Here is an 11,655-nt window from a genome sequence, read left to right on the forward strand (position 1 = left end):
TTGTCCATCATATAAAATTTAAAAAGAGGAAATCACCACACTGAGATTTCCTCTTTTTTTATGGTTTACTTTAACCCATTGAGGCTAGGGTAGTCGGTATAACCCTTGGCTCCTGGTGTATATAGGGTTTCTGGATCCATTGGATTTAATGTTTCGTTGTTGGCCAATCGCTGTACAAAGTCGGGATTGGATATAAATGGTCGACCAAATGCCACCAAGTCAGTCTTTCCACTGGATATAGAATCTATGGCTGTTGTTTTGTCGAATCCACCATTGTGAATCACCGTATGTTTAAATTTCGCTTTTATTGTGGCAAGGATTTCTGACATTACTGATGGCTCTACCGTACCTTGGTTGACGGTGTGAATGTAAGCTAGCCCCAATTCACCCAATTTTTCTGCGATATATGCATAGGTACTGGGTATATCGTCGTATAACGACATTTCACTGGCAGTTCCATAGGGCGAAAGGCGAATCCCAGTGCGATCTTTACCGATAGCAGAAGCTACTTTGTCGGCGACTTCTAGTACAAATCTCGCTCTGTTTTCTATGCTTCCACCATAATCATCTGTTCTTTGATTGGTAGCTGGATTTAGAAATTGTTGGATTAAGTAGCCATTGGCACCGTGTAATTCCACTCCGTCAAATCCCGCTTCGATAGCATTGATGGATGCTTGTACAAATTCTTGTTCTGCTTGGAGAATTTCTTCTGTCGTCATAGCTTTGGGGGAAGGATAATCTTGCATTCCCGCTTCGTCAGTATACATCTGTCCCTTCATTGGTATGGCCGAGGGGGCCAAGATGGAAGCATTTTTTTCCATATTCAAAGGATGGGATACTCGTCCAGTATGCATAATTTGGAGAAAAATTTTAGACCCTTGTTTATGTACGGAAGTCGTGATTTTTTTCCATCCTTCGATTTGCTCTTGATTATAAATACCGGGAATACGGGCATATCCCAACCCATTAGGTGAAGGAGCAGTGCCTTCTGTAATAATGAGTCCAGCAGTGCTGCGTTGTCGATAATATTCTGCCATCAGTTCATTGGGAATATTGCTGATGGCTCGAGATCTCGTCATTGGAGCCATAACTATTTTGTTGTCCAATGAAATTTGGCCCATTGTAAAGGGTTGAAAAAGTTGATTTTCCATGATGAAAATGTTTAAAGGAATTAAGAGTTATTAAATGATAATATTGACGGTTGATTTATTTGCTTGTACATACAAATATTATTCGTTTTTAATCGTTCAACTTGTGAATAGCATCTTGTAGGTTTTGAATCAATTCACTGCCTTTGTCCTTGCCGAGTATATTCATATATTGATTTTCTAAATCATTCCATATTTGTTTGACTTCATCGTGGATAGCCAGACCAGCATCGGTGGGATAAACTTCAGTAGTCCGACCCACTTGTTGACGTTTTAATAGCCCTCTATGTTCCATTTTTTCGATGAATCTAGTCAGGGTAGAAGGGGCCAGTTGCATTATTTGACTCAATTCTTTGGGCAAAATTCCCGGACTATCGTTGACCGTCATCAACAATACTGCATAGGATGAAGAAAGCCCCAAGGGACTAAAAGCTTCATCGGCTTTTTTGCTCATGGTTCGCGCCATTGCATTGCTTAAATAGTAAAGGCATTGACAGTATTTTTGACCACAATTTTCCATTGTATTGAAATTATAATGTTTGTTGTATATACAAATAAATCAACTTTCCCTCTAACAACAGAATTTTGGATTTTGTTTAAAGATTTATAGCTGTAATAATTGATTTTAGGTGTAATGTACTGATTATGGGACTTATAAGATGTTTGTTTTTTTATCCATTTTATTTATTGAATCTCTTATATGAACTGCAAAGAGGAGTTGTTACTCAAAAGATATTTCATTGTGTAATCGTTATTATGAAGGAAGATATGTTATGATTCAAAATCCTTATTTCATTTGAGTATTGGTCATTGTCCTCATCATGTAAATATGATAAAGAATGACAAAAATCTTTCATGCCTAGGCAGCTGAAGATACGGTTGAAATTAATGCTAACCAAGTGGGCCAATAAATCTACTGAGAGGTATTGGTTTTAACCAAAACATCGTGAGCTCCTCCTTCGATAATACTGGTGGAAGACACCAAGGTGATTTTGGCATTTTGTTTTAGTTCTTCAAGGTTAGAAGACCCGCAACTACTGATGGTTGATTTTATTTTAACAATGGTTTTGTTAAGGTTTTCTTTGAGTTTCCCAGCGTAGGGTACATAGCTATCTACACCTTCTTCAAATTTGAGAGCGTCGTCTTCACCCTGATCATAGCGTTGCCAGTTTCGAGCTCTATTCGATCCTTCACCCCAATATTCTTTGTAATAACTTCCTTCAATTTTTACTTTTTTGGTAGGGCTTTCGTCAAATCGAGCAAAATATCTTCCCATCATCAAAAAGTCAGCTCCCATAGCTAGGGCAAGAACCATGTGATAATCTTGGACAATTCCTCCATCGCTACAGATGGGGATATAAACACCGTGTTTTTCAAAATATTGATCTCTGGCTTTAGCCACATCGATCAAAGCTGTGGCTTGACCTCGTCCTATCCCTTTTTGCTCTCTGGTAATGCAAATGGATCCACCACCAATACCTACTTTTATAAAATCGGCTCCAGCATTGGCTAGATATTCAAATCCATCGGCATCGATGATATTCCCCGCCCCTACTTTGATGTGATCACCATAGGTTTTCTTGATATATTGAATGGTTTCTGCCTGCCATTCCGAGTAGCCATCAGAAGAGTCAATACACAGAATATCGGCTCCTGCGTTGAGCAATGCTGGTACGCGTTCTTTGTAGTCTTTGGTATTGATACCTGCTCCCACTAAAAATTTTTTGTGATTGTCCAACAATTCATTGGGATTCAATTTATGGGAGTCGTAATCCTTTCGAAAAACAAAGCTGTCGAGATGTCCATTGGCATCTACTATGGGTAGACAATTGAGTTTGTGTTTCCAAATTTTATCATTGGCTTCTCTCAATGTTGTACCAGAAGTGGAGATGATCAATTCGGATAGTGGTGTCATATATTTTTCCACCAAGTCATGAGGATTGGTCTTGACTGGATGGAAATCTCTACTGGTTAGTAGTCCAATCAGCTTGCCGGTAGAACTGCCATCCTCGGTAATACCTATGGTAGAGAATCCTGTAGATTGCTTAATTCGCAATGCATCTCCTATGGTAGAAGTGGGGCCTAGATTGGCTCTACTCTTTACAAATCCCGCTTTATGGGATTTTACCTTAAGGATCATTTCTGTTTGTGATTTGATGGATTGAGAACCGTAGATAAAGGATAGTCCACCGTTTTGGGCCAAGGCTACGGCTAGATGATTGTCTGAAACCGACTGCATAATAGCAGATACAAAAGGTACATTTAATTCAATTTCAGGTTTTTGGTCTTTTTTGAATTTGACCAATGGGGCTTTTAATATAATATTTTCTTGATTATGTTCCTTTTTAGTTAAACCGGGAATAAGCAAGTATTCATTAAAAGTTCTCGAAACATCGTTAAGTATGATAGCCATGGTATTTGATTTTTTGAATCACGCAAATATAGGTCAACCCAGTCTTTATTTGGGTGAACCTCAGTCTAGATTTTTGATTATTTTTAAAATAAATCTTTAATTCTTTGACTTACCGAAGGTTTAATCGATTTCATAATGTGGTTTTGACTCCGTTTTCCTTGTTAAATTTGGTATAACAACAGTCGGCATTGAAAAATGTTATTGGTTTTTTGAGATATTGAAGACTTGTCCAATGGTGAGTTTATGGATAAAATATCTTTTCCCTTTTATATGAATACCAAATGCATTTCGTATAATTTCAATATTGGGAAATAGATAAGAGTTAATACGACAGCAAATGGTTTAAGACCATCACATCTGTTGATCTTATAGATTTTTATTCAAAGATTATTGATAAAAGGCAGCCAATTCAGGACTTAGTGAAGTGATGGGACGAATATAAATATCTTTATAATATACCTCTGCGGCTTCACTCTGAATTTGGATTTGACCTTTTAACATAGGGATAGCCTGATCGCCGTCCATATATCTAGAATCTTTTAGGACCATGACGACTTCTCCATTGACAATATGGATACTTTTGTTTTCAAAACAAATGAGTTCTATTTCATTCCATTCCCCAGATGGTTTTTCATTATTTACGCTGCGCAAACAATAGCCTGGATAATCGCTTCCCTCACCCAAGGATATAAAATCTTGCCCGGTGTCGGCCACTGGATTCATGATGTATTCTGGAATAAGGGCTTTAACATCTATAGCCGATGTCGCTTGGCTCCAATAGTCACCCATGTGGCCTTCCATTATTTGAAATTCTTGAGAAAGCTTCCACGACCTCCATCCTTCAGCCCCATGTGGACCTATAGAATGGTACATTATTCCTGAATCTTTTAGTAGTTTCTTTCTCGGATGATATTTGATATCTCCCCATTTTACTTTTAATTTAAGATGGTAATTTTCATAAGCCTCTTTGGTAGTAATGCAACCATATATTTCACCACTTATTCTGAGGATACACTCATCATCTTCTTGGGATGTGGTGAAGACTTGGTATTCATCGTTTTTATTGAGTCCTATTGGTTGTATTTCTTGACCATGATCATCCAGTAAGATTTCGTCATCATATCCTTCTGGATATCTAAAGCTCAAGTAATTTTCCCATTGACTGAGGTCTTTGTCCAATAAATTTGTCCATTCAACATCGGGTTCTGAATTACAGGACAGTAAATGAAGGAAAAATAAGAACACTGAGGCGAGGCGATAATTAAAGTACATGGGTCTAGTTATTTATTACAAATATATCACGAATGGCGACAATCTTAGACCATTGCCAATATTATATGGTGTAAGTCGTATCATTCCTTTGCCTGTTTTTCATGTTTGGACCTTAATTTTCGCACTATTACTTGATCTATTCAATCTAAGATTATGTTTTAATTCAAAAATTATAGTTTGAATCTACATATTATATTGCAACCTATTTGAGGTTTTGTTATATATGAATAAAAATGTCCGATCTAAAAAGACCGGACAGATATTAATGGTATATTATTAACTAGGTATATCGCGGTAATTTATATGGTTACAACCATTTTTCCTTTATTTTTTCCTTCAAATAAGTCGATAAAAGCTTGGGGTATCATATCAAAGCCCTCAACTATGGTTTCGTTGTAAGTTAATTTGCCTTCGGCCATCCAGGTTGCTATTTGTTGCATGGCTTCTGGAAATTTAGGTGCAAAGTCTCTGACCACAAATCCCTGCATTAAGGCACTTTTTTTAATTAGGAAGGGCTGGACGGCGATGCTCATAGGACGTGATATTTCATTGTAAATAGCAATTGAACCGCAAATGATCAGTCGAGCAAAGGAATTGATATGGAAGAATACGACTTCTGAAATATTGCCACCTACGTTATCGAAATAAACATCGATGCCGTTGGGGCAGGCTTTGGCAATGTCTTTATTGAGATCTTCAGCCGTTTTATAATTAATGGCTTCATCAAATCCAAATTGACTTTTTAATAATTCCACCTTTTCGTCTGAGCCTGCGGTACCCACCACACGACATCCTAAGATTTTGCAAATTTGACCTGCTACACTTCCCACTGCCTCTGCTGCACCCGATATAAATACCGTTTCACCAGGTTTTGGTTTTCCTATTTCGCTTAAGCCGAGATAGGCTGTGAGTCCAGTTAGTCCAAGAATGCCCAGGTATGCCGTCAATGGTGCTTGTTGTCCATCGACTTTTCTGAGTCCACTACCATCAGATGACTGGTATTCGGACCAAGGAAGTAATCCAAATACGTAATCTCCCTTGGAATAGTTATCATTTCTTGATTCAATGACTTCGGCAATCATTCCTGAGCTAAGTGGTTTACCCAACTCAAAGGGCGGAAGATAAGATTTGGCATCGCTCATTCTTCCACGGAGATATGGATCTACCGAAACATGGATGGCTTTGAGTAGTACTTCTCCAGGCCCCACTACTGGCAATGGAGTAATTATAGATTTAAAGTCCGTTAACTTTGGTTTGCCAACTGGACGTTGATTTAAAATGATGGTTTGTGGCATTGAATTTACATTTTGTCTAAAGTTGTGATATCATTTATCTTCTTCTTTAACACATATTGAGATAAAATTATTTTCTCAATTCTAAATCATGAGTAGATTAAATAAAAATTATAAGTCGATGTAAAAAATATAATAGGTTTATAATTGACCTTCTACTTCATCATAGAAAATTGGGATTAGTTGTAAATAAGGAGGTCGTTTGATATTTTAATTATGTAAGTGAAAGGTTATAAAAAGATTTCTTCATTCTAGTCAATGGTGTTTTTGAGGTAGTCTAGTTTGAAAAACGGTTAACCCATTGATAAGAAGGCATAGAAATAGTTTTTTAGAAAGATGTTATTTTATATCAATTAAAATATTTACTGCTATTATGAAGTTTAAATAGTTGATATGTAATTATTTATGTGTCTCTTTTGTTCAGATTATTTCGTTTGAATAGCTTTAGTTGTAGTGGACCATTGAATGGAAATTCATTTTAGAGGCTAATAAATAACTAACTAAAGGCTAGAGATTTGAGTTTAAAATAAAATGACTACTATATCTATAGGGTGAATTAAAGATGTATGAATAAGGGGGTTTTGAAAATATTGTAAAAAATTTCAAAAAAATACCTGAAGTTATAATTTTCGATATAGGTATATGTGTAATTTTTAAGTGTCTAATTTACAGTCAAATAAATGAGTTTGCTATTAGAGGGTGTGGTAGAAATGAAATTTTAAATAGCGATAAATGTAGATTTAAGACATAAAACATTTATAGAATAGTGAACATTTTGGAATAATATTAATAACTTTCCACTCAGAACAATAAAATAGATGCAATCTTGGTGTTGGCGAAGGAAGGGAATTATGGTGATACAAAATGCAGTAAATAGATGATAGTGGATACTCATGCTCATTTATATGTGCAGCAATTTGAGGAGGATATTGAAGATGTTATTGCTAGAGCAGTTGCCGCTGGGGTTGAAAAGATTTATTTACCTAATATTAACGTTGACTCCATTGATAACTTGTTTAATTTGTGCGACAAATACCCTCAAATGATGTTTCCCATGTTGGGATTACATCCTGGAGAGGTAAAGGCCAATTATCGAGAGGAGTTGTCCAAGATTGAGAAGTTATTGGATCTTCGTAAGATATATGCAATAGGAGAAATTGGTACTGATGCATATTGGGATAAGACATATTTAAAAGAGCAGGAAGATGCTTTTAATATACAATGTCAATGGGCGATTGAACGAAATTTGCCTATTGTCATTCACGCTAGGGATAGTTTGGATTGGCAAATTGATTTAGTAGAAAAATTTAATGGCCAGTTGTCGGGAATTTTTCATTGTTTTACTGGTAATGCAGACCAGGCACAGCGAATAATTGACAATGGTTTTTATTTGGGAATTGGTGGAGTGGTGACATTTAAGAATGGAGGTTTAGATAAAGTTTTAAACTCTGAAATATTGTCTCACTTGGTTTTGGAAACTGATTCACCGTATTTGGCGCCTACTCCATATCGAGGAAAGCGTAATGAAAGTGCTTATTTAGCCAATATTCTAAAGAGGATATCAGAGGTGATAGGAGTAAGTGAAGAAGAGGTTGAAAGAGTAACGACGTTAAATGCAGATAAAATTTTCAATTAATATTCCTTTTTATATGAATATTTAAAAGGAAAACCATATTTTTTGATTTTTTATAAGAGAACTAGGATCAAAAATAAATTTTGATAATAGAACAAGTTTTATAATTTTTGTACCACAGGTGAATGCACTTGAGGATTTGAAAGGAGAGTTGGCCGAGTGGTCGAAGGCGCACGCCTGGAAAGTGTGTATACTCCAAAAGGGTATCGAGGGTTCGAATCCCTCACTCTCCGCTGTGAAATGTAATTTTATTTTGAAAAATATTCGTTAAAAAAATGTTTAATACCATGCGTAAATTAGTTGCTTTGTTGCTTGTTTTTGGAGTAGCTGCCTCTTTTGGAGCTACTGATATTTTGGCACAAGAGGAAACTTCTACAGGTTTTCAAGTGTTGAAAGAGAAGTTCATTCAGGGAGATTGGAAATTCATGACTCCTGTATTGATTTGTTTGATCTTAGGATTGGCTTTTTGTATAGAGCGTATAATCACTCTAAATTTGGCTACTACTAACACAGACAAATTGTTGAAAAAAATTGATAATCGCCTAGCAGAAGGGGATTTAAATGGTGCGTTGGAAGTATGTAAATCTACTTCTGGACCAGCTGCAAGCGTTCTTTATGAAGGATTGCGAAGTGCTGACAAAGGACCAGAGGCTGTTGAAAGAGCTATCTCGGCTTATGGATCAGTTCAAATGGGACTTTTAGAGAAAGGATTAGTATGGATTGCATTGTTCATTGCGATTGCCCCGATGCTCGGTTTCATGGGTACGGTAATCGGTATGATCCAGGCATTTGATAACATCCAAGCGGTGGGTGATATTTCTCCTACCATTGTGGCAGGGGGTATTAAAGTAGCCCTTTTGACTACAGTATTTGGTTTGGTCTCGGCCATTATTTTACAGATTTTTTATAACTATATTGTATCCAAAGTAGATGGTATAGTAAATAAGATGGAAGATGCTTCAGTAGGTCTATTAGACGTATTGGCTCGAAACAATTACTTCAAGTAAAAAATACCCTATACTATGTATAAAATATTATCTAAATACGGATTAGGCCTAGCCTTTGGTATAGGTTTACTCTTTTCCCTAATTTTTCTTATCCCGGTGCTTAGCGGCTTACCAGAAGGATTTGGAGATTTGGCGGTAGAGGAGCAAACTAAAACCGACGTCTTTAATACAGGTCTAAAAGCAACAATATTTTTGTTTATTGCTACGGTAATAATCACCATATTAGCTTCATTAATCAGTGTAGCCAAAGATCCCAAAGCCTCTATTAAAGGTATTATCGGGATAGCCATTATCGTGGTTTTGGTTTTTGTATTGTATTCTACTTCTACAGCAGAAACCAGCGGAATCGTTGCGGCTGCTGCTACTGAATTTGGAGTTTCGCCGAACTTAAGCAAGTGGATTAGTGCTTTCTTGAAAGGATCGTTTATCCTGGCAGGAGGAGCTATATTACTAGTTATATTAGGTGAATTGAGAAATTTAATAAAATAATTAATTATGGCACGGAAAAGAGAATCTCCAGAGGTTAATGCGGGTTCGATGGCAGATATTGCCTTCCTACTTCTCATTTTCTTCTTGGTGACGACGACTATCGATGCAGACAAAGGGATTACGGTAAAGTTACCGCCTTGGTCTGAAACACCGCCCGAAACACAGAGACTAAACGAACGTAACGTGTTTAGTGTTCTTGTGAATGCCACAGATGATCTCCTCGTTAGAGGTGAACCAGCTGACATCAATCAGTTGAGAGAGCGTGCTAAAGAATTTATTATGAATCCTCAAGGTCGATCAGATTTGGCGACCAAACCTACCAGTGCCATCATATCATTGAAAAATGATAGAGGAACACACTATAAGGCTTATCTAGAGGTGTATAATGAATTGAAAGCAGCCTATGATGAATTGTGGGATGAAGAATCTCAGAGAATGTACGGTATGCCCTATGGCGATGAATTGGGAACAGCTCGTAAAAATGCGATTAAGTTGAAAATTCCCTTTGTATTGTCTGAGGCTGAGCCTACAAACTTTGGTGAAGATTAGTAAATTGTTAAATGTACAAATGTTAAATTATGGCACATTTTAAGAAAAAAAGAGGAAAATCAACACCAGAGGTTTCTACTTCATCTCTACCTGATATTATTTTTATGCTTTTGTTCTTTTTCATGGTGGTAACCGTTATGAGAGAGGGCGAGCGTAAAGTACAAGTTACGGTGCCTCAAGCGACTCAGCTTGAAAAGTTGGAAAAGAAATCATTGGTAAATACAGTGTATGTAGGGAAACCTATTAAAAAATACCAAGATATTTATGGTACAAAACCTAGAGTACAATTAGATGACAAGTTCTCTAATAACTTAGATGGTGATATTGCTTTGTTTTTGGAGCAACATAAATTGAAGGTAAACGAGCAGTTACACGGTCAAATCATTACTTCTATCAAAGCTGATGGAGAAGTGACTATGGGTGTAGTAACCGATGTGAAAACAGCGTTGAGAAAGGCTGCACAGTTGAAAGTTAATTACTCGGCAACTCCGAATTCCAGTAAAATGAATAGAAATTAGAGAAATCTTTTTCAATTCATCTTATTGCGGACTTTGTCCTTTGTAATAAAAATATTAAACGCCGTTTGGATTGATTTCCAAACGGCGTTTTTTTGGTATATAGGCCATTCGTTTCGGAGAATGACCGAGCGTAGTTGCTCCTTAGAGCAACCAAATGTCCTTAATGGACATTTGGCGAGGGAACCGGAGCCACTGTGCTCCGGGTGGGTGAGCCTAGGCGAGGGAAGACGACCACAGTGTCGTGGGTGAACGAATGTAGTTGCTCTATTGAGCAACCCGATGGATTATATATCCATCGGATGAGTGAAGTCATGCCCCCTGTGGCATGACGAGACTGCATTAAAATCGGTAAGTTTAAAATTTCATTTTTCAATAAAATTATATTAGAATTGAAGGAACCGGAGCCACTGTGCTCCGGCGTGACTGCACCGTATGTCGATAGGAAATTTCATGGAATCTCGTCGCAGCCACTGGCTCCGGCCTGACTGCGCCATAAATCCTATGGATAAACATTAATGGGAGGCGTGACTGTCCTGTAAATGGTCAGGTATTTAGGCCACTGTGCCGAGGAAGGGTTGACCTTGCGTCTCATATATAGTTTTTTGGAAACGCAAGGCCTTTCATCTCTCCGTAGAGGCGTGACTGCAACCTAATTCCATAGTAAATGCTCACTACAGCATGGCGATATTCCATAAAAATAGTCGTCGAATTTTTACACTTCCTGACTAGTTTTAAGATTAAGTGAGTTTTCTTAGAATTAGGAGAATTTAAATTTTCTATCCCTATTATCTCAATCGATCCATTGACTTAACCAATTTGTTGTCGTGATTAATCCCTCTTATAGCCAATAAAATGGCCACAATGGCCAAAAGAATGGCCCATAAACCGAAATAGGGAACGATAGAATAAATACCATCTATCTTATTGATATCTTGTATTAGGCAATAGGCGATATCGACCATGAGAATAATACATAGGACAATATTGGTCTTGCTAACAGATAATTGTAAATTTCTGTTTTTATATAAAAAGATGGCTAATAAACTCAAACCTGAGATCAATCCAGTCAATATCATAAATAATATATGATCGTATACATCCAAGACCTTATCTTGTAAGTATTGGGTGTTTGATAATGACTCAGCCCCATCTGTACTGATTTGTGCAAAATCAAAAGTATGGAGGAAAATACTGGCTAATATCAATGCAGAAAGTAATAAATAGATAGTCTGCTTTCGTTGAATCATAATTATGTATTTTTGTTGCAAAAATAGTGTTTTGCGAATCAAAAATAAGAATTGTACGCATATTACATATAGAAATAGTCCATATTA

11 protein-coding genes and 1 tRNA gene are annotated in these 11,655 nt (G+C 36.9%); 6 read left to right on the forward strand and 6 right to left on the reverse strand.

The features are described from left to right. Nucleotides 1-65 precede the first annotated feature (65 nt). The 5 genes from LVD51_RS02875 to LVD51_RS02895 all read right to left on the reverse strand — a co-directional run bounded on the left by LVD51_RS02875 (nt 66) and on the right by LVD51_RS02895 (nt 6,128). The gene (locus LVD51_RS02875) at nt 66-1,151 is read right to left on the reverse strand and encodes an alkene reductase (RefSeq protein ID WP_236969681.1); all 1,086 of its coding nucleotides are present in this window, start codon (nt 1,149-1,151) and stop codon (nt 66-68) included. Nucleotides 1,152-1,239: 88 nt separating this feature from the next. Then, nucleotides 1,240-1,668: a MarR family winged helix-turn-helix transcriptional regulator gene (locus LVD51_RS02880; protein WP_236969682.1), complete on the reverse strand. Its 429-nt coding sequence runs from the start codon at nt 1,666-1,668 to the stop codon at nt 1,240-1,242. A gap of 393 nt (nt 1,669-2,061) precedes the next feature. Continuing rightward, entirely contained in the window at nt 2,062-3,561 is a 1,500-nt protein-coding gene (locus tag LVD51_RS02885; RefSeq protein WP_236969683.1) for an IMP dehydrogenase, read from the reverse strand. 387 nt (nt 3,562-3,948) lie between these two features. Continuing rightward, nucleotides 3,949-4,833 carry a 3-keto-disaccharide hydrolase gene (locus LVD51_RS02890; RefSeq protein WP_236969684.1) on the reverse strand — a complete coding sequence of 295 codons (885 nt, stop codon included), beginning with the start codon at nt 4,831-4,833 and terminating at the stop codon, nt 3,949-3,951. Between the two features lie 299 nt (nt 4,834-5,132). Next, nucleotides 5,133-6,128, reverse strand: a complete 996-nt coding sequence (locus LVD51_RS02895; protein ID WP_236969685.1) for an NADP-dependent oxidoreductase — start codon at nt 6,126-6,128, stop codon at nt 5,133-5,135. An 874-nt stretch (nt 6,129-7,002) separates the two neighbouring features. On the opposite strand from LVD51_RS02895, the gene LVD51_RS02900 reads away from it, so the two are divergent. From LVD51_RS02900 to LVD51_RS02925, 6 genes are all read left to right on the forward strand, one after another. Then, the gene (locus LVD51_RS02900; protein WP_236969686.1) at nt 7,003-7,761 is read left to right on the forward strand and encodes a TatD family hydrolase; all 759 of its coding nucleotides are present in this window, start codon (nt 7,003-7,005) and stop codon (nt 7,759-7,761) included. Nucleotides 7,762-7,903: 142 nt separating this feature from the next. Beyond that, a tRNA-Ser gene (locus tag LVD51_RS02905) sits at nt 7,904-7,991 on the forward strand. Nucleotides 7,992-8,045: 54 nt separating this feature from the next. Further along, a complete protein-coding gene (locus LVD51_RS02910) occupies nt 8,046-8,765 on the forward strand; it encodes a MotA/TolQ/ExbB proton channel family protein (protein WP_236969687.1) in 720 nt (239 codons plus the stop codon). A 15-nt stretch (nt 8,766-8,780) separates the two neighbouring features. Further along, entirely contained in the window at nt 8,781-9,254 is a 474-nt protein-coding gene (locus LVD51_RS02915; protein WP_236969688.1) for a hypothetical protein, read from the forward strand. 6 nt (nt 9,255-9,260) lie between these two features. Further along, nucleotides 9,261-9,803: an ExbD/TolR family protein gene (locus LVD51_RS02920; RefSeq protein WP_236969689.1), complete on the forward strand. Its 543-nt coding sequence runs from the start codon at nt 9,261-9,263 to the stop codon at nt 9,801-9,803. 29 nt (nt 9,804-9,832) lie between these two features. Continuing rightward, nucleotides 9,833-10,321: an ExbD/TolR family protein gene (locus LVD51_RS02925; protein ID WP_236969690.1), complete on the forward strand. Its 489-nt coding sequence runs from the start codon at nt 9,833-9,835 to the stop codon at nt 10,319-10,321. Between the two features lie 785 nt (nt 10,322-11,106). Here LVD51_RS02925 and LVD51_RS02930 read toward each other — a convergent pair. Continuing rightward, nucleotides 11,107-11,568, reverse strand: coding sequence for a DUF4293 domain-containing protein (locus LVD51_RS02930; protein WP_236969691.1), 462 nt, complete (start codon nt 11,566-11,568; stop codon nt 11,107-11,109). Nucleotides 11,569-11,655: the final 87 nt, after the last annotated feature.

It is taken from the genome of Membranihabitans marinus (assembly GCF_021729155.1).
GTDB lineage: Bacteria > Bacteroidota > Bacteroidia > Chitinophagales > Saprospiraceae > Membranihabitans > Membranihabitans marinus.

Coding starts and splice junctions, on each gene's coding strand:
- LVD51_RS02910 (WP_236969687.1), top strand. CDS start 8,046: ATGCGTAAATTAGTTGCTTTGTTGCTTGTTTTTGGAGTAGCTGCCTCT.
- LVD51_RS02895 (WP_236969685.1), bottom strand. CDS start 6,128: ATGCCACAAACCATCATTTTAAATCAACGTCCAGTTGGCAAACCAAAG.
- LVD51_RS02885 (WP_236969683.1), bottom strand. CDS start 3,561: ATGGCTATCATACTTAACGATGTTTCGAGAACTTTTAATGAATACTTG.
- LVD51_RS02930 (WP_236969691.1), bottom strand. CDS start 11,568: ATGATTCAACGAAAGCAGACTATCTATTTATTACTTTCTGCATTGATA.
- LVD51_RS02875 (WP_236969681.1), bottom strand. CDS start 1,151: ATGGAAAATCAACTTTTTCAACCCTTTACAATGGGCCAAATTTCATTG.
- LVD51_RS02920 (WP_236969689.1), top strand. CDS start 9,261: ATGGCACGGAAAAGAGAATCTCCAGAGGTTAATGCGGGTTCGATGGCA.
- LVD51_RS02880 (WP_236969682.1), bottom strand. CDS start 1,668: ATGGAAAATTGTGGTCAAAAATACTGTCAATGCCTTTACTATTTAAGC.
- LVD51_RS02915 (WP_236969688.1), top strand. CDS start 8,781: ATGTATAAAATATTATCTAAATACGGATTAGGCCTAGCCTTTGGTATA.
- LVD51_RS02890 (WP_236969684.1), bottom strand. CDS start 4,833: ATGTACTTTAATTATCGCCTCGCCTCAGTGTTCTTATTTTTCCTTCAT.
- LVD51_RS02900 (WP_236969686.1), top strand. CDS start 7,003: ATGATAGTGGATACTCATGCTCATTTATATGTGCAGCAATTTGAGGAG.
- LVD51_RS02925 (WP_236969690.1), top strand. CDS start 9,833: ATGGCACATTTTAAGAAAAAAAGAGGAAAATCAACACCAGAGGTTTCT.